This is a genomic window from Nocardiopsis sp. NPDC055824 (genome assembly GCF_053616335.1).
The window spans coordinates 1-19,703 of sequence record NZ_JBSHDN010000035.1; the positions used below are offsets into that span (position 1 = coordinate 1).

16 protein-coding genes are annotated in these 19,703 nt (G+C 72.6%); 8 read left to right on the plus strand and 8 right to left on the minus strand.

What is annotated here, in order from left to right; all coding sequences use genetic code 11:
• Window positions 1-48 precede the first annotated feature (48 nt).
• On the minus strand, window positions 49-1,020 hold the full coding sequence (locus tag ACWGL3_RS10385; RefSeq protein ID WP_267948625.1) for a hypothetical protein: 972 nt from the start codon (window positions 1,018-1,020) through the stop codon (window positions 49-51).
• Between the two features lie 262 nt (window positions 1,021-1,282).
• Window positions 1,283-2,557 carry a glutamate-5-semialdehyde dehydrogenase gene (locus ACWGL3_RS10390; protein ID WP_267948624.1) on the minus strand — a complete coding sequence of 425 codons (1,275 nt, stop codon included), beginning with the start codon at window positions 2,555-2,557 and terminating at the stop codon, window positions 1,283-1,285.
• Window positions 2,558-3,107: 550 nt separating this feature from the next.
• Between ACWGL3_RS10390 and ACWGL3_RS10395 the strand changes: the two genes are divergently transcribed.
• From ACWGL3_RS10395 to ACWGL3_RS10405, 3 genes are all read left to right on the plus strand, one after another.
• Window positions 3,108-4,400, plus strand: coding sequence for a phenylacetate--CoA ligase family protein (locus ACWGL3_RS10395; protein WP_267948623.1), 1,293 nt, complete (start codon window positions 3,108-3,110; stop codon window positions 4,398-4,400).
• Between the two features lie 107 nt (window positions 4,401-4,507).
• Entirely contained in the window at window positions 4,508-5,470 is a 963-nt protein-coding gene (locus ACWGL3_RS10400) for an aldo/keto reductase (protein WP_452461179.1), read from the plus strand.
• Window positions 5,471-5,581: 111 nt separating this feature from the next.
• Window positions 5,582-6,046 (plus strand): MarR family winged helix-turn-helix transcriptional regulator, encoded by a 465-nt coding sequence (locus ACWGL3_RS10405; RefSeq protein WP_267948621.1) that lies wholly within the window; start codon window positions 5,582-5,584, stop codon window positions 6,044-6,046.
• A gap of 426 nt (window positions 6,047-6,472) precedes the next feature.
• Here ACWGL3_RS10405 and ACWGL3_RS10410 read toward each other — a convergent pair whose 3' ends face one another.
• The 4 genes from ACWGL3_RS10410 to ACWGL3_RS10425 all read right to left on the minus strand — a co-directional run bounded on the left by ACWGL3_RS10410 (window position 6,473) and on the right by ACWGL3_RS10425 (window position 11,214).
• Entirely contained in the window at window positions 6,473-7,528 is a 1,056-nt protein-coding gene (locus ACWGL3_RS10410) for a 3-oxoacyl-ACP synthase III family protein (RefSeq protein WP_267948620.1), read from the minus strand.
• A gap of 161 nt (window positions 7,529-7,689) precedes the next feature.
• Window positions 7,690-8,433: an HAD family hydrolase gene (locus ACWGL3_RS10415; RefSeq protein WP_267948619.1), complete on the minus strand. Its 744-nt coding sequence runs from the start codon at window positions 8,431-8,433 to the stop codon at window positions 7,690-7,692.
• A 37-nt stretch (window positions 8,434-8,470) separates the two neighbouring features.
• Window positions 8,471-9,568, minus strand: coding sequence for a ScbA/BarX family gamma-butyrolactone biosynthesis protein (locus ACWGL3_RS10420; RefSeq protein ID WP_267948618.1), 1,098 nt, complete (start codon window positions 9,566-9,568; stop codon window positions 8,471-8,473).
• 173 nt (window positions 9,569-9,741) lie between these two features.
• Window positions 9,742-11,214 carry an MFS transporter gene (locus tag ACWGL3_RS10425; protein ID WP_267948617.1) on the minus strand — a complete coding sequence of 491 codons (1,473 nt, stop codon included), beginning with the start codon at window positions 11,212-11,214 and terminating at the stop codon, window positions 9,742-9,744.
• A 223-nt stretch (window positions 11,215-11,437) separates the two neighbouring features.
• Here ACWGL3_RS10425 and ACWGL3_RS10430 point away from each other — a divergent pair, with 223 nt between their 5' ends.
• The 3 genes from ACWGL3_RS10430 to ACWGL3_RS10440 all read left to right on the plus strand — a co-directional run bounded on the left by ACWGL3_RS10430 (window position 11,438) and on the right by ACWGL3_RS10440 (window position 16,600).
• On the plus strand, window positions 11,438-13,120 hold the full coding sequence (locus ACWGL3_RS10430; RefSeq protein ID WP_267948616.1) for an FAD-dependent monooxygenase: 1,683 nt from the start codon (window positions 11,438-11,440) through the stop codon (window positions 13,118-13,120).
• A gap of 801 nt (window positions 13,121-13,921) precedes the next feature.
• Window positions 13,922-15,160: a phenylacetate--CoA ligase family protein gene (locus tag ACWGL3_RS10435; RefSeq protein WP_267948615.1), complete on the plus strand. Its 1,239-nt coding sequence runs from the start codon at window positions 13,922-13,924 to the stop codon at window positions 15,158-15,160.
• Window positions 15,161-15,682: 522 nt separating this feature from the next.
• Window positions 15,683-16,600, plus strand: coding sequence for a cyclase family protein (locus tag ACWGL3_RS10440; protein ID WP_267948614.1), 918 nt, complete (start codon window positions 15,683-15,685; stop codon window positions 16,598-16,600).
• Between the two features lie 135 nt (window positions 16,601-16,735).
• Here ACWGL3_RS10440 and ACWGL3_RS10445 read toward each other — a convergent pair whose 3' ends face one another.
• Complete coding sequence (locus ACWGL3_RS10445; protein ID WP_344183046.1) at window positions 16,736-17,347, minus strand: TetR/AcrR family transcriptional regulator; 612 nt, start codon at window positions 17,345-17,347, stop codon at window positions 16,736-16,738.
• Between the two features lie 55 nt (window positions 17,348-17,402).
• On the opposite strand from ACWGL3_RS10445, the gene ACWGL3_RS10450 reads away from it, so the two are divergent.
• Complete coding sequence (locus ACWGL3_RS10450; RefSeq protein ID WP_267948612.1) at window positions 17,403-18,164, plus strand: SDR family NAD(P)-dependent oxidoreductase; 762 nt, start codon at window positions 17,403-17,405, stop codon at window positions 18,162-18,164.
• 52 nt (window positions 18,165-18,216) lie between these two features.
• On the opposite strand, the gene ACWGL3_RS10455 is transcribed toward ACWGL3_RS10450, so the two are convergent.
• The gene (locus ACWGL3_RS10455; RefSeq protein ID WP_267948611.1) at window positions 18,217-18,663 is read right to left on the minus strand and encodes a type II toxin-antitoxin system PemK/MazF family toxin; all 447 of its coding nucleotides are present in this window, start codon (window positions 18,661-18,663) and stop codon (window positions 18,217-18,219) included.
• 267 nt (window positions 18,664-18,930) lie between these two features.
• Between ACWGL3_RS10455 and ACWGL3_RS10460 the strand changes: the two genes are divergently transcribed.
• Window positions 18,931-19,680, plus strand: coding sequence for an SDR family oxidoreductase (locus ACWGL3_RS10460; RefSeq protein WP_267948610.1), 750 nt, complete (start codon window positions 18,931-18,933; stop codon window positions 19,678-19,680).
• Window positions 19,681-19,703 lie beyond the last annotated feature (23 nt).

Consider the following 19,703-nt stretch of genomic DNA (forward strand, 5'->3'; position numbering starts at 1 on the left):
GCCCTGGGCCGTCGGCGCCGTCGCGGTACCTGCGTGGCGTATGCCGCTCTAGAAGGCGGGTCCGGCCGCCATGGCCTCGTCGATCGTCTCGGCGCGGGCCGTCTCGACCTCCTCGACCAGGTTCTCCTCGTGCGCCTCGAACTCCTCGGTCACGGCTGCGGCGAGGCTGCGCAGGGCGACCTCCTCCGTGACGATGCCGCCGCGGACGCGGTTGTTGTCGCCGACCTGGGCGGTCGGGGAGTTGTCGGAGGTGACCAGGTCGCCGCCGACGATGTTGTTGTCGACGTAGACGCCGCCGCCCACACCGGTGACGCTCAGGTCGCCGTCGATGTAGTTGACCGAGGAGCAGAAGCCCCCGGTCTCACCGGCGCCGACCGCGACGGGGCCGGTCCCGCCGGTGTAGGTGGCCGCGCCGATGACCTCGCTGTCGCAGAGGATGCCGCCGGCGGTCGGGCCGGTGACGGTCAGCGCTCCGCGCACCACCGAGTCGTAGATGTCGGCGTACTCGACGCCGTCGGCCGTGACCGCGCCGCCGATCCGGGAACCGGAGACGTAGACGGCCCCGACCTCGGCGTTGACGCTCTTCACGGAGGAGTCGACGACGAAGGCGAAGCCGTCGGTGTTGCCGCCCTCGACCGGGACGGTGCGCAGGGCGGCGCCCGTGGAGCTCTCCTCGAGGTAGGTGCCGAAGGAACCGCGGTTGACCACGCGGTCGCCGACGGTGGTGTCGGAGGCGTCGAAGTAGGCGTTCTTCTGGACGATCACCTCTCCTTCGACCTCCCCGCCGACGATGTGGAGGTTGGCGCCCTGCCGGACGGTGATGTCGCCCTGGATGACGGTACCGTCCAGGAAGCAGTTCTTGCCGGCCGGGACCGCGAGGTCCGTCGGCAGGGTGACCGCACCGCCGTGACCCGAGCAGAGGGTGACCAGGTCAGCCTGGGCCGGTGAGGCCATCAGGGTGACGCCGCCGACGGCCAGGGCTGTCGTGGCGAGGACCGCGACCTTGCTCCGGAGCTTCATGCGGGGGATTCCTTTCGTCGTGACCGTGGGGGCGGCGCTCCGTGAGGAGAGCGGGGAGAGCGCCGTGAGACACCACTGTGAAATTACCGACCTGCCGTCGCTTTGGGAATACTTCCTTTGAGAAGATTCGCTTCTGTCCAGGTTTCCAGCGGGAAAACATTCCAGATGCCAATGGGTCCCGGACCATATGCGGTCACGCATGGTTTCCGAGCGAACACGGAAGGGCCGCCCGGTCGCCGGGCGGCCCTTCGGAGTCCCCCGGCTACTTCAGGTGGCCGTCGCCGGTGACCACGTACTTGGTGGAGGTCATCTCGGTCAGGCCCATGGGCCCTCTGGCGTGCAGCTTCTGCGTGGAGATGCCGATCTCGGCGCCGAAGCCGAACTCCCCCCCGTCGGTGAACCGCGTGGAGGCGTTGACCATGACCGCGGCGGAGTCGACCCGGGACACGAAGTACCGGGAGGCCTTCAGCGAGTCGGTGACGATCGCCTCGGTGTGCCGGGTGGAGTACCGGCGGATGTGCGCGATCGCCTCGTCGATGGTGGGCACGACGCGCACGGCGAGGTCCATGGACAGGTACTCGGTGGCCCAGTCCTCCTCCGTGGCCTCGACCACGTCCGCGCCGGCGCCGTGGGCAGCCGCGGCCTCCAGCACCCGCCGGTCGCCGTGCACGGTGACCCCGGCCCCGCCCAGGGCGTCCAGCACCCGGGGCAGGAAGGCGTCGGCCACGGCCTCGTGCACCAGGAGGGTCTCGGCGGAGTTGCACACCGAGCAGCGCTGCGCCTTGGCGTTGGTGGCGATGGCCACCGCCTTGGCGAGGTCGGCGTCGGCGTCCACGTAGACGTGGCACAGTCCCTCGCCGGTCTCGATCACGGGAACGGTGGAGTCGCGGACCACGGCCCGGATCAGGGAGCCGCCGCCGCGCGGGATGAGCACGTCCACCAGCCCGCGCGCCCGCATGAGCGCGGTGGAGGACTCGCGGGTGCGGCCGGGCACCATCTGGACGGCGTCCTGCGGGACCCCGGTCCCCGCCAGGGCGTCACGCAGGACGCCGACGATGGCGGTGTTGGAGGCGTAGGCGGAGGACGAGCCCCTCAGCAGCGCGGCGTTGCCGCTCTTGAGGCACAGGGCCGCGGCGTCCACGGTGACGTTGGGGCGGCCCTCGTAGATGATGCCGATGACACCGAGCGGAACCCTGATCTGGCGCAGGTCGAGGCCGTTGGGCAGCACCCCGCCCCGCACGGACTCGCCCACCGGGTCGGGGAGCTCGACGATCTCGCGGACGGCGTCGGCGATCGCCTCGATCCGCTCCGGTGTGAGGGTGAGCCGGTCGACCATGGCGGGGGAGGTGCCGTCCCGGCGCGCCCGCTCGACGTCCTCGGCGTTGGCCGCCGTGATCTCGCCGGCCCGTTTGACCAGCGCGTCGGCGATCGCCACCAGAGCGGCGTCCTTGACCGCGCGGCTGAGCGGGGCGAGCTCGGCCGCCGCGTCCCCGGCCCGCTCGGCTACCGCGTGGACCTCGCGCTCGATGTCACTCATGGTGCTCTCTCTTGGTTGGGAGACCAGCCCGGGGAGCGCTCCGCCCTGCCGCGTCGAAGGGAGCGTGGGGCGCCGTCCGGGGTGAACCCCTCCAGCGTATAGCGCGGGCCCGCCCTCCGGCGGGCCGTCCACAGGCCGCAGTCGGCCGTGCGGGCCGCGCGCGCCCGGTCCGGTCCGCCACCTCGGCGTGTCCGGGGCGGGGGCCCGGGCCCGGGCCCCCGCCCCGGTCACCGAGGGTGACCCCCACGAGGGGGGCGAGTGACGAAGGTCACCTTGTACGGGAAAGTAATCGTCCGACTCCGGAAACGGCCCCGACGACGCACGATGACCAATGGTGTCCGCCCGGTCACAGGGGTCTCCGGCAGTCCCCGGGATATCGTCGCATTCTCCTGACTGGATGCCCTGCGAAGGTAGCCGTGCCCCGCACCGCCGGCGACTGGACGACAAATCCAGAACACTTCTCACTTCTTCGGGTTCTTCAACGGCACCGCCGCCGCACGGACGCACATGTTCGACCGCACCCGAATACACCAGGAACGCGAGTGCGACAATGACGACGAATTTCGGTTCACGGACGTCTCACGGTGAGGCGCCGTCCCCGGCGCGGGCGCTGGACAAGCTGTCCAGGATCCCGGTGCTGCGGGAGAAGTACCTCGGCCACACCGCGGGGGGCTCCGCGCCGGACCTGTTCGACCTCCCCACCCTGGGCAGGGACGAACTGGGCAGGGCGATCGACACCCTGGTGCGCACCGACCCGTCCGCCCTCACCCGAGCCTCCCTGCACGTCATGGGCGGCACGCGGTCGACCATGCGCATGGGAGCGGTGCCGGCGGACCTGTACCTGGACGAGATCGCGCCGCACGTGCGCCCTTTCGAGCCGGGCGACCTGTTCACCACCCTCGGCACCCCCTTCCACATGCGGGCCTGCCAGGACCTGCACAACGGACTCGCCGCCAGGGCCGAGGTGCCCACCCTCTCCATGGACGCGCCGACCGACCAGATGATCGACGCCTACCTCGAACTGTTCGAGCGCCACGGGGTCAACGCCCTGGGCACCACGCTCGACACCTTCCGGAGTCTGCTGCGCTACTGCGCCGCGTCCGGGCGTGACCTGGGTTTCCTGCACAAGGTGCTGTGGAGCGGACCGGCCATGGACGCGGCCACCCGCTCGCTGATCCGGACGTACTTCCCCCACTTGCGCACGTGGTCGCTCTTCGGCTCATCGGAGACCTGGATCATCGGGCACAGCGGCCCGGACTGCGCCAACGACACCCTCCACCCGCTTCCCCACCAGTTCACGGAGATCGTGGACGGGCGGATGCTGGTGACCGTCGTCCACGAGAAGGCGGTCGTCCCGCTGCTGCGCTACGAGACCGGCGTGGAGGCCGAGTGGGCGGCCTGCGCCTGCGGACTGCCCGGTCCCGCGGTGCGCACCCACAGCCGTATAGACGCTCCGATGGGACCGCTCAGCCGCGTGGTCTCCCCCCTCGACCTCGTGCCGCTGGCCCTGCGGCTCGACTCGGTCGAGGCGGCCCAGGTCGTCCTCGTCGACCCCCACACCGAGGACGAGCGGCTCCACCTGCGCGTCAGGCTCCGCCCGGAGACCCAGCCCGACCTCTACACCGGCGAGTGGATCCGGCAGCACGTGCTGTCCGAGTCCCTGGGCCTCTCCGAGGCCACGGAGGAGGCGCCCGAGTCCTTCGAGGTCATCGTCTCCCGGCACATGCTGCGGGAACGTCCGGACGGCACGGCCCCCGACTTCCTGGTGCGCGAAGGGGGACGCCTCCAGACCCCATCGATATCGATTCACGATCAGGGTTCTTATGATACCTTCTCGACATAGATTCAGGGGGACAGGTCGCACGCGCCGTCCGCGGCACCCCGGTCGTATCCCCGAGTGGCACCGTCCCTGAGTCGCGTCGAGCACGAGCACCGACCACAGGAGTGCGCATGCGGACTGTTCCGCTGACCACCGAGGGACCCACCGTCTCCGCCCAGGGACTGGGCTGCATGGGGATGAGCGAGTTCTACGGACCGGGGGACGAGGCCGACTCCCTCGCCACCCTGCACCACGCCCTCGACCTGGGCCTCAACTTCCTGGACACCGCGGACATGTACGGACACGGTGCCAACGAGGAGCTGGTGGGCAAGGTCGTCCGGGAACGGCGGGAGGAGGTCGTCCTCGCCACCAAGTTCGGGATCGTCCGCGACAGGGCCACCGGCGCGCGCAGCCACCGCGGGGACCCGGAATACGTCCGCGCGGCGTGCGACGCCAGCCTCTCCCGCCTCGGCATCGAGACGATCGACCTCTACTACATGCACCGGCGCGACGCCTCCGTCCCCGTCGAGGAGACGGTCGGAGCCATGGCCGAGCTGGTCGCCCAGGGCAAGGTGCGCCACCTCGGGCTGTCCGAGGTGAGCGCCGACGAGCTGCGCGCCGCCCACGCCGTGCACCCGATCGCCGCGGTGCAGACGGAGTGGTCGCTCTGGAGCCGCGACGTGGAGGAGTCCGTGATCGGCGAGTGCGCGCGGCTCGGCGTGGGCTTCGTCCCCTACTCCCCCCTGGGCAGGGGCTTCCTCACCGGGGCGCTGCCCCCGGTGGACGAGCTGCCCGCCGACGACTTCCGCCGCGGCAAGCCGCGCTTCTCCGGCGAGAACGCCGTGCGCAACCAGGAGCTGCTCGCCATCGTGCGGCGCGTGGCCGACGCGCACGGAGCGACCCCGGGACAGGTGGCCCTGGCCTGGGTCCACTCCCAGGCCGGGCGCTGGGGACTGCCCGTCGTCCCCATCCCGGGGACCAAGAGGCGCGAACGCCTGGACGAGAACGTCGGCGGCGCGGACCTGGTGCTCTCCCCGGAGGACATCGCCGAACTCGACACCATCGCCGACGCCACCGCGGGCGCGCGGTACTGATCCTCCCCCAGCCGGGGGCGGCCCTGAGCCGCTCCCGGCGCCGCCCCGACGCCGACCTGACGAACGGCCGACGAGCACGGAGGGACGAGCGCCCTGAGATACGATTCCCAGATGACCCAGCTTCCCATGGACCAGCGGATCGGTCATCACCTGAAGCGCGCCGAGCAGGAGCTGATCTCTGCGAAGCACGCCGTTCTGCGGCAGTTCAACCTCTCGGTCCCCCAGTACACGGTGCTCCTCGTACTCTCCGAGGAGCCGGGGGCCTCAGGCGCGATCCTGGCCCGCCGGTGCCTGGTGACCCCCCAGACGATGTCCTCCGTGCTCGCGACCCTGAGCAGGCGCGAACTCATCGAGCGCAAGCCCCATCCGCTGCACTCCCACATCCTGGAGACACGGCTCTCGCCCAGCGGGCGGGAGCTGCTCGCCAAGGCGGACGAGGTCGCGATCCGGGTGGAGATGCGTCTGAGCGAGGCCTTCAGCCGCGAGGAGGAGGGCGAGTTCGTACGCTTCCTCAGCCGGTGCGCGGAGGTCTCGGCCGAGAGCCGTACCGAACTGGCGGACCTGGGCGAGGAGTGAGGCCGGTCCCCGCCGGCGCCCCCTGGGCATCCCCTCCGGCGCGGGCCGGGCGTGCGGGAGCCGCCGGCCCCGGGTCGGAGCGGTCCGCCGCCCGCTCCCCGGGAGCTCCCGGCGGGCCGACGCGGCGGGGGTCCGCGTCCCGGAACCCCCGCCCCTGACAGCGCGCCGCCGGAGACGGTGCCGGGCGCGTCCGCCGGCCCCGCGCGCGAAGCGAAGCGGTGAACCAGATGAACCCGACCGGGCCCGGCGCGGCCGGCCCCGCGCATGAAGCGACGCGGTGACGCGGTACCACCGCGGTTCCCGCAGGCCGACCCCCGGGTTCGGCCGCCCACGACGGCGGCCTTCCGCACCCGTCGGGCGCGGAAGGCCGGCCGGTCTCCACCGGCGGGTCGCACGACTCCGTCTCCGCCCCCGGGGGCGACGGCGTCACGCCGGGACGTGCACCGGGACCGCCCCTCCGGAACGGGCCGGAGCCAGGACGGAGGACGCCTGCGCGGCCACGGGGCTCCACCTCACGAGTGCCAGCCCCACGCTCATGCCGCCGCCGAACCCCGCGAGCAGGACGAGGTCGTCCCGTTCGAGCAGGCCCGCCCGGTGCACGGTGTCGAGGGCGACGGGCACCGACCCCGACCCGGTGTTGCCCTGGGTCTCCACCGTGAGGTGGAGGCGGGCGCGGTCCAGGCCCAGGGAAGGCCAGACGTCGGCGAGCATCGCGCCGTTGGCCTGGTGGGGCACGAAGTGGCGGATCTCCTCCCGTCCCACGCCCATCCCGTCGAGCATCCGGTGGATCGCCTCGGGCAGGCGCCGGGTGACGTACTCCCGCACGCCGCGCCCCTCCATCGTGAAGAAGTGCTCGCCCTGCTCCAGGGTCGCCGGGGACGCGGGCAGCCGCGACCCGCCGGCCGGGACCTTGATCAGGTGGTGGTGGTCCCCGTCCGTGAGCAGCTGGGTCCCGACGACCCCGCCGCGGTCCCGGGCGGGCCCCAGGAGGACCGCCCCCGCGCCGTCGCCGAACAGGACCGCCGTCTTGCGGTCGCCGTAGTCGAGGATGCGGGAGTAGATGTCGGCGCCGATGACCAGCGCGTAGGCCTCTCCGTGGGGTCGCAGCAGGTGCTCGGCCACGGAGAGCGCGTAGACGAACCCGCTGCACACGGCGTTGACGTCGAACGCCGCCGCGGAGGAGGCGCCCAGCAGGTGCTGGGTGATGCTCGCCGTGGCGGGCTGGGGGTGGTCCGGGGTGGACGTGGCGACGATGACGTAGGCCAGGCGGTCTGCGGGGACGCCCGCCTGGGCCAGGGCCCGGCGGCCGGCCTCGGCCGCGAGGTCGGAGGTGGCCTGGTCCGGTGCCGCGCGCCTGCGCTCACGGATCCCGGTCTTGCGGCGGATCCACTCGTCGGTGACACCGGCGGTCTGAGCGATCGGGTCGTTGCCGACCACTTCGGCCGGCAGGTACGAGCCCGTGCCGAGGATGGCGATGGTCATCGTGCTGTCTCCTTCTTGCTGGACTGCGGGAGGGGTTCGGGGCCGCCGCCGCTCCGGGCGGAGGCGCTTTCCGGAGTCGCCCGGGGCCGCGGGCCCCGGAGGGGGCGCCGGCCCCTGCCGCGGACTGCGCGCGCCGGGCGCGGTCCGCGGGCTTCGCGCGTTCACCGGCGGGAAGGCCGGGGCTCCTCTCCCCCGGAGGCGGGGACCGGGTGTCCGGAGCCGGCGGTGACGCGCTCCCACCCGTGGGCCTCGGCGTGCGCCGCGAGCACGGAGTCCTCGCCGACGACCACCGGGCTGCCGACGGACGAGAGCAGCGCCAGGTCGCTGGAGTGGTCCCCGTAGGCGGTGCAGTCGGACAGGGGGACGTCCCTCACCGCTGCGGCGGCCCTGGCCGCGACGCCCTTCGTCGCTCCGATCATCGGGACGAGGACCTCACCCGTCAGGAGCCCGTCGCGCACGACGGGCCTCGTGCCCAGCGCCCAATGGGCTCCGGCCGCCTCGGCGATCGGGTCCAGGCAGGCGAAGAAGGAGCCCGACAGCAGGACGACCAGGTCGCCCCCGGCCCTGTGGCGGCGCAGCCGCTCCAGCACCGGGGTGTGCCAGAAGCCCGGCGCCCTCGCGGCCTCGGAGAACCACTTCCGTCCGGCGGCTCTCAGCCCCTCGACGGACTCCCCCGCCATGAGGCGGTAGTAGAGGCGGTTCACGTCCTGGCGGGGCACTCCCCGGGCCGCCGCCGCCCGCAGGTGGGCGACGGCGCGCTCGTAGGAGCCCGGTTCCCTGGAGCCGTGCCCGAAGTGGAACTCCAGGAACGAGAACATGCTCTTCGGTCCGATGAGCGTCTCGTCCACGTCGAAGAACGCGATGCCGCGTCCCCGGGGGCCGGATTCTTCGCTCGGGGTGGTCATGGGGTCTCCTGCCTGTAGGGGGTCCGTGGGGTCCGCGTCATGCGGGGAGGCGGACCAGGCCGACGTCGATCCGGCAGATCGACGCGCCCCGCTGGAGCACGTCCACCTCGACGGAGGCCGGGGACTGCTCCGGGCCGCCGGTGGGCGCGATGAACTCCACGATCCCGCCCTGCGTGTAGTAGACCCCTTCGCCCTCCTCCGCGGTCGCCGGAGCGGTGCGGGCCCGCACCTCGGTCCGGGGCTCCAGTTCGCCGAAGCTGGTGAAGGTGGCGGTGATCTCGGCCGGGTAGGCCTTGGCGGGCGAGGTCCCCTGGACCTCCATGAGCGTGTTCAGGGCCAGCTGGCGCCCGGCCTCGATCAGGACCATGCCGGGCAGGTGGTCCTGGGCGTGGTCGAACAGGCTCGGGTGCTGCGGGAGCACGCGCAGGGAGGCCGACACCGCGTCCCCGTCCCCCGCGAGCCCGGTCAGGACCACGTTGTCGCCGTTGGACCGGCCGACGAGGTAGGGGGCGGGGACCTCCCCGGTGACGGCGAAGTCGAAGGTCTCCGTGGAGGGGACCGGGGCTCCCGAGCGGTTGCTCAGGCGCAGCGCCCCGTAGCTCGCCGGGGACTTGAAGCGCAGGCCGACGACGGCGTTGCCGACCTCGGTGCCGTCGACGAACAGGCGGAACCTGGCGTCGTAGCCGACGACGCGGCCTTCCTTGACCCTCTTGTCCTCGACCGAGCAGAGCATCCGGAGGGCGCACGGGGCGGTCCCCACCGCCATCCGCTCGGGGCGCGTGATGTTGATGCCCAGGGTGGTGAGCACGAACTTGTGGTCGAAGGGGACCCCGTAGTGGGTGTGGGCGATGGCCAGGCCCACCTGCCGGCACGCCTCGAGCAGCAGCACCGGGTCGTGGAGGCGGGGGCGGAGAAGGTGGTCGCCGTAGTAGGCGTGCGACCGGGGGAGCTGGGCGGCGGCCGCGTGGGCGTCGCCGCCCAGGGGCTGGGTGTCGGTGACGAAGACCTCCGCCAGCGACTCCCGGTGGACGACGGTGCGGTCGAGGGTCCGCTCGTAGTCCAGGTTCGGACCGTCCGGGTGGGCTGTCGCGGTGTCGGTGTCGCCGTTGAGGAGGTGGCGCACGGGCATCTGCATGGTCTGTCTCGCATTCCTCGGGCTCGGGGACCTGATCTGGCGGGGAGGCCGCGGAGCGGGGAGTGCCTCCCGGGGAGCGTCGGCGGACGGGGCGGGGTCCGGTGGTGGGGTCCGGCGGGGGTCTGGTGGCGGGGTCCGGCGGGGACCTCCCGGAGGGGGCGGTCCGGGGTCGGCTAGCGGAGTTCGCGTTCCTTGACGACGAGGAAGGTGACCACCGCGCCGGCCAGGGCGAGGAGCGCCAGTCCGAGGAACGTGGTGTGCATCGCCGAGGTGAGGCTGGTCGACACCGCGTCCAGAGCGGTCTGGCGGTCTCCGGCGGCGAACTGGCCCAGTGCCGTCTCGAGCCGGCCCTGGGTGGCCTCACCCGCCAGGGTCCGCTCCTGCTCGGGACTGGCGAAGGAGAGGTCGAGCGTGCTCAGCGAGAGGGTCGCCAGCACCGATCCGGCGCCGGCGATCGCCACGCTCTCCCCGGTGATGCGCATGGTGTTGAAGATGCCCGAGGCCATTCCGGCCCGCTCGACCTCCACGGAGCTGAGCGCGGCGTTGTCCATGACGCCGAAGGCGCTTCCCACGCCCGTGCCGAACAGCGCCAGGGGCGCGGCCAGCGCCGTCCAGTGCTGACCCGGCTGGAGGGTCATCAGCCACAGGGACCCGCCCGCGATGAGCAGGGAACTGGTGGCGAGCATGACCCGCAGGGGGAGCCTGGCGGCCAGCTGCCCGGCCAGCATCGGCAGGGCGAGCACGGGCAGGGTCAGGGGAAGGAGCAGGGCTCCGGCCTCGGCCGCGCCGAACCCTCCCACGCCCTGGAAGAAGGGCGGCAGGTAGACGAGCAGGACCACGAAGCCGAAGGTGATGGTGAAGGGCTGGCAGACCACCACGACGAACGTGGGCCGCTTGAACAGCGAGAGGTCGAACATCGGGCGCCGGACCCGCGACTCCACCAGGACGAAGGCCGCGAGGAAGACGACGAACCCGACCGCGGAACCGATCGCGCTCAGGCTGAGCCAGCCCGCCTCGGCCCCCTGGACGAAGGCCAGGGAGAGCAGGAACAGGCTGGTGCTGAAGGTCATGACACCGCCCCAGTCCACCGAGGTGGAGTTGGGGTCGCTCGACTCCCGGATCGAGCGCACCAGGAGCAGGACGACTGCGGCGAACGCGATGTTCATCAGGAACACCATGCGCCAGTCCGCGAAGTTGACCATCAGTCCGGCGACGAACGGGCCCATGGCCAGGCCGAAGCCGAACGAGGTGCCCAGGAGGCCGAAGGCCCTGGCCCTGGCCACGCCGCGGAAGGAGTCGGCGAGGATCGCCGACCCGCTGGTCATGATGCCCGCGGCGCCGATGCCCTGGACCGCCCTGGCGATGTCGATGACGACGATGTTGGAGGAGAGGCCGATCACCGTGGCCATGGCGGTGAAGACGACGAGGCCGATGACGAGGACCCGGCGCCTGCCGAACCGGTCGGCGAGCCCGCCCGCGGCGAGCATGAACGCCGCGAAGGTCACGTTGTAGGCGTTCTGGACCCACTGGGCCTCGCCGACCGTGGCGTTCAGGTCGGCCGCGAGCTGGGTGAGCGCCACTGCCGGAGCGGTGACGGCGAGCGGCAGCATCACGCTGGACAGGGCGACGGCGACGAGTGTGGCCACCGCCTGCCCTCTGGTCAACGGGGCGGGAGCGAGCTGTGCGCCCGGCCGATCCGTTGCGTCTATCGCCATTCCCACACCTCATGATTCGGATTCTTATGACTATCCATTCGTGGATGAACATAAGGTATCTTATGCTCATCGTCAATCTTATAGACCTGGCCGGGTACGCGGTGGGCGGACCCGGGACGTACCACCGCAACAGGATCGATCGGAGCTCCCCGAGATGCCGTTGACCAGTGACGACACACCTTCCACCCGCACAGCCGCCCCGCCCGCCGACGTGCTCGTCGTCGGCGCCGGACCCGTCGGCCTGACCGCCGCGTGCGAGCTTCTGAGACGAGGAACACGCGTCCGGCTCATCGACCGCGCCGAGACCGCGTCCCCCTTCCCCAAGGCTCTGCTGCTCTGGCCCCGCACCCTCGACCTGCTGGACGACCTGGGGGCCCTGGAGCCGACCCGGCACGCCGGCATCGACATCCGGAGGTTCCGCTACTTCTCCTCCGGCGAGCCCCTGGCCTCGTTCGCCTTCCCCGAGCACCTGGCCCCCGTGTGCCTGCCCCAGAACGAGACCGAGCGCGTGCTCACCGAGCGGCTGCACGCCCTGGGCGGACGCATCGAACGGGGGGTGCGGCTGCTCGCCCTCGACGGGCTGGACTTCTCCGGCGACATCACCGCGACCGAGGGGGTGACGGCGATCCTCGAACACTCCGACGGGACCGTCGAGCGCTACCACGCGCCCTTCGTCATCGGCGCGGACGGCGCGGGCAGCGCGGTGCGCGCCCAGATCGGCACCGGTTTCGTCGGAAGCACCTACGAGTCGGCGTTCGCCCTCGTGGACTGCCGCATCGAGGGGGAGCTGCCGACCGACGAGGCGCTCTACTACCAGTCGCCCCAGGGCGCCCTGGTGATCGTCGCCCTGCCCGACGGCGTCTTCCGGTTCTTCGCGAGCCTCCCGCCCGGGGAGAAGGCCGGCGTCGACCTGCTCCAGCGGATCACCGACGAGCAGGGGCCGGGCGGCGTGCGCCTGGTCGACCCCGTGTGGGAGTCCGTGTTCCGCGTGCACCGCAGGCACGCGGACGACTTCCAGCGGGGCCGGGTCTTCCTCGCGGGGGACGCCGCGCACGTGCACAGCCCCGCCGGGGGCCAGGGGCTCAACACCGGGATGCAGGACGCGCAGAACCTCGCCTGGAAACTGGCCGCGGTGGTCGGGGGCGAGGCCCCTCCGGAACTGCTCGGCACCTACGGCCCGGAGCGCAAGGACGTGGCGCGCCAGGTCGTGCGGGACACCGACATCCAGACGCGCGGGTGGATGCTCCAGCACCCCCTGCAGACCGCGGGCCGGGACGCGGCCTTCCGGCTCCTGGAGCCGGTCATGGAGCGCGGATACCTGCCCGTCATGGCCGGATACCGGTTCCGGTACACACCCGCACGGCTCACACAGGACCCCGCCTGGCCGTCCCTGTGCCGGCTCACCGGGCGGCTGGCGGGCGCCGTCCGCACCGGGCACGCCCTCCCCCGCTCCCTCGCGGTGTCCCTGGGGGTCACCGCGCCGCGGAACACGGAGACGGGGCACGGGCGGGCCGGCGACGGGCCGGAGCTGCCCGGCTGGACGCTCGCCGTCACCCCGGACCGGTCCCGGGCCCGGCCCGGGGAGCCGTTCTCCGCGCTCGCCTCCGACCGGCCGCAGGTGCGGACGGTGACGCTGTCGGCCGCACAGGCCTCGGAGCACCGCCTGTGCTCGGCCCCGGGGTACCACCTGATCCGCCCGGACGGCTACGTCGCCGCCCACGGCCACGCCGGGGACCACGCCCGGCTCCGCGTGGAACTGGCCGCGCACCTGGGCCGGGCCCGCGGCCGCCTCCGCCCGTCCGAGGACGCCGGACGGGCCGCGCCGAGCCTCGCCTGAGGGCCCTTCCAGCGCGGTCGGCCGGCCGCTCCCCGGCCGACCGCGCACCGGGGGCGTCGGCGGCGCCGGTGCCCCCCCAGAGCTCCGCCGCCCCGGCGGCGCCTCCCCGCGGGCGCACGGCTCGGTGCTCCCCGGCCGCGTCGAGCATTCGCTGAAGCCGCGGCTCCCCGCGGGCGCGCGGCTCGGTGGTGACGGCCGTGCCCGGGAACGGCCCGCCCCTCCGCGGGCGCGGTGACGCGCGGAGGGCGCGCCCTGTCCCGCCGGGTTCACGCAGAACGCGCGAGCGGCCCCCTCCTCGCTCCGGAGGCCGGCCGACGCATGTGCGGAACCGGCCCGCCGCCCCCTCCCGACCGGATGCGCGGCCCTCGCCGCCCCGGGGAGAAGACCCGGCCTCCGTCGGCGCGCCGCGCCCCCGACCCTCTCCGAGTGGTCCCGGAGGGCGTCCGCCGGCCTCCCGGGAACCGGGCGGCTCCGCACAGGTGTTCCCCTTCCGACCGTTCGCGGTGAGCAAGATCACTCGACCACATCCGGCCACGGAGGGACCACGCTCCGAGACATCTCCCAACAAGTGAACATGACCTGCGGTGATCGCGCGCTCACTATCGGCGGAAATCTTCGCCATGTCCCGCCGTGAAGGAATCTGCTTTACTGTCCGAACGGCCACGAACCAGCCATGCCGCCACCGAAGGCATTCCCCGAGAAGACTTAACAAGAATTTCAGATTCATTTACGTCACCGCAGCTGTCCCCGGCGGGATGAACGCAATCCCTAACACCCAGAGATGCGAGCACGAGAATGACGATGAATATCGGAGGAATGGTGGAGGGGCCACTCCCCCTGGCCCAGGCGCTGCAGCGCCTCACGAGGATCCCGTCCATGCGGCACAAGTACGGCCGCTACCTCGGCCTGGGCAGGCGGCCCCGCCTGGTCGACCTGCCGCCCCTCACCCGCGAGGAGCTCGGCGAGGCCGTCGACGCGATGATGAGGGAGAACCCGGCCGAGCTCTCCCGCGCCTCGCTCCACCTCATGGGCGGCACGACGTCCACGAGCCGCATGGGCGCTCTCCCCTCCGACCTGCACGTGGACGAGATCTTCCCCCACCTTCGCCCCTTCGCCCCGGGCGACCTGCTCGCGAGCCTGAGCACCCCGTTCCACCTGCGCGCGTCGCACGACCTCCACAACGCGCTCGCCGCGCGGGCCGGGATCCCCACGCTGTCGCTCGACGCCCCGACGGACCAGATGATCGAACCGTGCCTCGACCTCTTCGAGCAGCACGGCGTGACCGCCGTCGCCACCACCCTGGACACGGTCCAGCGCATCCTCCGCTTCTGCGCCGCCTCGGGCCGGCGCCTGGACTTCCTGAGCAAGGTGCTCTGGAGCGGACCCGCGATGGACGCGGAGACGCGTTCACTGATCCGCACGTACTTCCCACACCTGCGCACGTGGTCGCTGTTCGGGTCCGCGGAGACCTGGATCATCGGCCACAGCGGCCCCGACTGCGCGGTCGACACCTTCCACCCGCTCCCCTACCAGCACACGGAGATCGTCGGCGGGCGCATGCTCGTGACCGTCACGCACAGGAAGTCGGTCGTCCCCCTGCTGCGCTACGACACCGGCACCGGGGCCGAGTGGACGTCCTGCTCCTGCGGCCGCCCCGGCCGGGCCCTGCGGACCCACAGCCGCATCGACGCACCCTACGGGCCGCTCAGCAACCTGGTCGACCCCGCCGACCTGGCGTCGCTCGCCCTCCAGCTCGACTCGGTGGAGGCCGCCCAGGTGGTCCTGACCTCCCCCCACACCAAGGACGAACGACTGCGCCTGCGCGTCAGGCTCCGCCCGGGGACGGAGGCGGACCTGTACACCGTCGAGTGGATACGGCACCACGTGGTGTCCGGCTGCCTGGCGCTGTCCGAGGTCCTCGCGGAATCACCCGAGACCTTCGAGGTGACCGTCTCGCGGAGGCTGCTGGACCAGTCCTCGGACGGCTCGGCCCCGGCGACGGTCGTCCGGTCCGCGGACCGGAGCCGTCACTCCGCGTGATCCGCGCCGGGCCGTCCGGCCCGGCGGGCGGGGTCGCACGGGAATTCCGGACGCGGGTCGCGTGAATATCCCGTGAAATACCCCGGGGAACCGGGTGTCCCGCGAGGGGAATTCCCTCATTTCGGCGCGGGGGTCGGACGCCGCGGTCCGGCCCGCACGGTACGAGGTGTTTTTCCGAACGAGAACATGAAAGTCCGGAGAAAACCGCGCAAGGTCCGAGCCCGCGCCCCTCACGCCTTCTCACCCGCCCCTCCCGGGCGGCCCGCGCACGCCCGGACGGGGCTGCGCCCGGCCCGTCGGCCCTCCGTCTGCGTGTCCGCCGGATCACCGCCCGCATCGGGAGCGCCCCGGCCCAGCCCTCCCGCGGAGCGACCCCGTCGGCAGAAAAAGATATCTTATGCAAATCAGTCTTCTCTTTTGCATAAGAGATCGTATACTCCTCCTAGCTCGATCAGCCAGACCTGGAAGAGGAACACTACGATGTGCGGACCCCACGTGATCCACAAGGCCCGAAAGACTTTCATGACCGCCTCGGGACACACCCCGGAAACGCCCGGGGGCACGATCACGGCCGAGCGCCCGGACCCGTCCGCACGCCTGGTGAGCAGCGGGGTGAACCGGCGCCGCATGCTGACCGGATCGGCCGCCGTCGGCGCGGTGCTGACGGGGATCGGGGCCCTCGGGGGTCCGGTGGAGTCCGCCCACGCCCAGACCATCGCGGACATCAGCCCCTCGCGGCTGAGGGTCACGGACCTCACCCACGTCCTCCACAACGACTTCCCGATCTACCGGCCCTACATCCTCGACCCCAACATCTTCCAGTTCGCGTCGATCGCGGAGGACGGGTTCAACGCGCTCAAGCTGGAGATCGACGAGCACACCGGGACGCACTTCGACGCGCCGTGGCACTTCAACGACAGCCCCGACGCCCTGCACACGCACGAGGTCGACCCGCGCGACCTGGTCTGCCCCCTCGTCGTCATCCGCATCTCCGACCGCGCCGCACGGGACTTCGACGCGCAGGTGGGCGTGGCCGACCTGCGCCGCTGGGAACGGCGCCACGGACGCATCCCCCAGGGGGCCCTGGTCGCCATGGACTCCGGCTGGAGCGCGCGGGTCCTCCAGAGCGAGGAGGCGATGCTCAACCGCGGCAGCGACGGCATCGCCCACTTCCCCGGGTTCGAGCTCGAGGCGCTCGCCTGGCTGCTGTCCGAGCGGGACATCGCCGGGGTCGCCGTGGACACCCCGAGCTTCGACTACGGGCCCGACTCCGCGTCCAACCCCGAGGGGCACGTGTTCCTGCTCGGCGAGAACAAGTACGCCGTGGAGATGGTCGCCCACCTGGAGACCGCCCCGGAGAACGGGGCGATGGCGGTCGTGGGCGTCGCCAACATCAGGGGCGGTTCGGGCGGCCCCGTCCGCCTGCTGGCCCTCACCTGACGCGACGGTCCGCGCCGGGGCCCTCCGCGGGCCCCGGCCCCGCTCCCCGCGCGCCGACCCGGGGCGTCCCGTCTCCCCGCGCGTTCCGGCGGCCGGCCCGCCCGCGCGCCGGGGCCGGGTCTCCGCAGGGCGCGCTCACCCCCGGGGCCACGCCTCCATGGCCACCCCGACCAGCGCCTCCAGGTCGGCACGGTCCGCCCCGTCCCCGGCCTGGACGGACATCCCCTGGATGAGGGCGCCGAAGTACCGCGCCAGAGCCGCGGTGTCGGCTCCCCGCGGCAGCTCCCCCGCGTCTTTGGCGCGCCCCAGGTAGGCGGCCACCGCCTCCATCGTCCGGGCCCGTCGCGCGGCGACCGCCCGCCCGACCTCCGCGTGCCGTTCGCCCACGGCCAGGGCCGCGGTGGAGATCATGCACCCGTGCGGCCGGTCCGGCTCGGTGAAGTCACGCGCCGCGTTCGCCAGCAGCCGCCTCATGCCGTCACGGGACGCCTCGGGTTCGTCGAGCACCTTCGCCGTGCCCGCTCCCACGCCCCGGGCGTAGTGGTCCAAGCACGCCTCGTACAGCCCCAGCTTGGACCCGAACGCGTTGTAGAGGCTCGGCGGCGTCAGCCCCGTGGCCCGCTGGAGCTCGCTCAGACTCGCCCCCTCGAAACCGTGCCGCCAGAAGACGGTCATCGCCCGGTCCAGGACCCGCTCCTCGTCGAACTCGCGCGGTCGGCCGCGCCCCTCGGCCCGCCTTTTTTCCATAGTGACCACTATAGTAATCTTCATTCTGTAGCGATCACTATGAAATGAGGACGGGATGAGCCGGACAGCACTGGTCACGGGCGGTACCCGCGGCATCGGACGGGCGATAGCACTGGCCCTCGCGGAGGACGGCGCCGCCCTCGTGGGGGTGCAGTACCGCGGTGACGGGGAGTCCGCCGCCCGTACCGCGGAGCTGATCGAGGAGCGGGGCGCGCGAGCGGTCACGATCCGCGCCGACTTCGGGGCCGACACCCTGGACGCGGTGGAGGCCACCGCGGGCGCGTTCCTGGAAGAGGCCGAGAGAACCACGGGCCGGAGGGAGGTGGACGTGCTGGTCAACAACGCGGGCATCGGCGAACCCCAGGAACTGGGAAGGATCGACGCGCCCACCTACCACCGGGTCATGGACGTCAACCTCACCGCGCCGCTGTTCCTCATCCAGCGGCTGGCCCCGAGCATGGGCCGGAACGGTCGCATCGTGAACATCTCCACCGGATACACCCGTGTCGCCGCCCCGACCCACCCCGTCTACTCCGCGTCCAAGGCGGCCCTCAACGCCCTCACCCTGGCGCTCGCGCCGGCCTTCGGGCCACGCGGGGTCACGGTCAACGCGGTCATGCCCGGGGTGGTCGACACCGACATGAACGCGGGCTGGCTCGGCGAACCCGGGGCCCGGGAGAGGGCGGCCGGCCTCTCCGTCTTCGGCAGGGTCGGCGAGGCGGAGGACATCTCGGCCCTGGTCCGCTACCTGGCCTCGCCCGAGGCCGGGTGGACCACCGGACAGGTCATCGACGCAACGGGGGGAAGCGCCCTCTGAGGGCGCCGCCGGTGCGGGCCGCCCGGGACCGGGCCCCGGGCGGCCCCGCGGGTCAGGTCCAGCCGTAGCGGCTGCGCAAGACGTCCGCGACCAGCCAGAACATCTCCTCGTCCATGACCGCGGCCTCACGCCGGATGTCGTCCTCGTCGAACTCGAAGAGCCGGTCCGCGCGGAGGAACGATTCGCGCCCCTCCCGGTCCCAGGGCCCCGAGCCGATCGGCAGCCAGTCCTGGCGCTCCCACTCCTCGGGGCGCTGCGAGGACAGCATCAGGCCGTGCAGGCGCCTGCCCCTGCGGCCGACGACCAGCAGCGGGCGGTCCTTGCCCTGCTTCGGGTCCTCCTCGTAGGGCACCCACGTCCACACGATCTCGCCCGCGTCGGCGAGGCCGTCGCGCTCGGGGGCGTACGCCAGCCGGGTGGCGTTCTCTGAGGTGGGGATCTCGCGGACCTCGCCCCGGTGGGGGTGGTCGTCGCCGTGTCGCATCGTTCGTTCGCTCACGCCCCGCATCCTAGGACCTCGCGACGGGTGTGTCGGCCCAGGAGGACGGCGCCCCGCGCCGGGGCCGTGCCGCGCGGCGCCCGCCCCCTCCCGTGTGGTCCGCGTCCACCCCGGCGCTCCCACGCCCGCGCCGTCGCACGCCGCCCGACGGGACCGTAGTGTCGACGCGGCCGGTCCCGCCCCCTCCGGCCCCCGCGGCGGCCGGTGCCCGGCCACACCCCGCCGGGCACGGGACACCGGAACGACGAACACCACGGAGAAGCAGGTATGAGCAAGGGAACGATCCTGATCAGCGGCGCCAGCGCCGGTCTGGGAGCCGAGATGGCGCGCCAGTTCGCCGCCCTCGGCTACGACCTGGCCCTGTGCGCGCGGCGCGTCGACCGGATGGAGGCGCTGCGCGAGGAGATCACCGCGGCCCACCCCGGACGGCGGGTCGAACTGCGCGCCCTCGACGTCACCGACGCCGACGCCGTGTTCTCGGTGTTCGGCGACCTGGCCGACGCCTTCGGCGGTATGGACCGCGTGATCGTCAACGCCGGCCTCGGCAAGGGCGCGGCCCTCGGGACGGGGCGCCACGACGCCAACCGCCGGACGGCGGAGACCAACTTCATGGGCGCCCTCGCCCAGACCGAGGCCGCCATGGGGATCTTCCGCGCCCAGGGGCACGGCCACCTGGTGCTCATCTCGTCCATGTCGGCCCTGCGCGGCATGCGCAGGTCCATGACCGTGTACGCCGCCACCAAGGCGGGGGTCTCCGCCATCGCCGAGGGCCTGCGCGCGGAGCGTGTGCCCGGCCTGGACGTGTCCGTCGTCCACCCCGGCTACATCCGCACCGGTATGAACGAGCGCGTGGAGCAGAGGACGCGGTTCATGGTGGACACCGTGCCCGGCGTCCGCTCCATGGTGGCCGCCATCGAGCGGCGGCGCGTGAAGGCGTACGTGCCCGCCTGGCCCTGGGTCCCCATCGGCTTCGCGATGCGGGTGCTGCCGCTCTCGGTCGTCAGCAGGCTGGCCTGAGCGCTCCCCGCGGGGCCGGGGGC

Coding starts and splice junctions, on each gene's coding strand:
- ACWGL3_RS10385 (WP_267948625.1), bottom strand. CDS start 1,020: ATGAAGCTCCGGAGCAAGGTCGCGGTCCTCGCCACGACAGCCCTGGCC.
- ACWGL3_RS10390 (WP_267948624.1), bottom strand. CDS start 2,557: ATGAGTGACATCGAGCGCGAGGTCCACGCGGTAGCCGAGCGGGCCGGG.
- ACWGL3_RS10395 (WP_267948623.1), top strand. CDS start 3,108: ATGACGACGAATTTCGGTTCACGGACGTCTCACGGTGAGGCGCCGTCC.
- ACWGL3_RS10400 (WP_452461179.1), top strand. CDS start 4,508: ATGCGGACTGTTCCGCTGACCACCGAGGGACCCACCGTCTCCGCCCAG.
- ACWGL3_RS10405 (WP_267948621.1), top strand. CDS start 5,582: ATGACCCAGCTTCCCATGGACCAGCGGATCGGTCATCACCTGAAGCGC.
- ACWGL3_RS10410 (WP_267948620.1), bottom strand. CDS start 7,528: ATGACCATCGCCATCCTCGGCACGGGCTCGTACCTGCCGGCCGAAGTG.
- ACWGL3_RS10415 (WP_267948619.1), bottom strand. CDS start 8,433: ATGACCACCCCGAGCGAAGAATCCGGCCCCCGGGGACGCGGCATCGCG.
- ACWGL3_RS10420 (WP_267948618.1), bottom strand. CDS start 9,568: ATGCAGATGCCCGTGCGCCACCTCCTCAACGGCGACACCGACACCGCG.
- ACWGL3_RS10430 (WP_267948616.1), top strand. CDS start 11,438: ATGCCGTTGACCAGTGACGACACACCTTCCACCCGCACAGCCGCCCCG.
- ACWGL3_RS10435 (WP_267948615.1), top strand. CDS start 13,922: ATGAATATCGGAGGAATGGTGGAGGGGCCACTCCCCCTGGCCCAGGCG.
- ACWGL3_RS10440 (WP_267948614.1), top strand. CDS start 15,683: ATGACCGCCTCGGGACACACCCCGGAAACGCCCGGGGGCACGATCACG.
- ACWGL3_RS10445 (WP_344183046.1), bottom strand. CDS start 17,347: ATGGAAAAAAGGCGGGCCGAGGGGCGCGGCCGACCGCGCGAGTTCGAC.
- ACWGL3_RS10450 (WP_267948612.1), top strand. CDS start 17,403: ATGAGCCGGACAGCACTGGTCACGGGCGGTACCCGCGGCATCGGACGG.
- ACWGL3_RS10460 (WP_267948610.1), top strand. CDS start 18,931: ATGAGCAAGGGAACGATCCTGATCAGCGGCGCCAGCGCCGGTCTGGGA.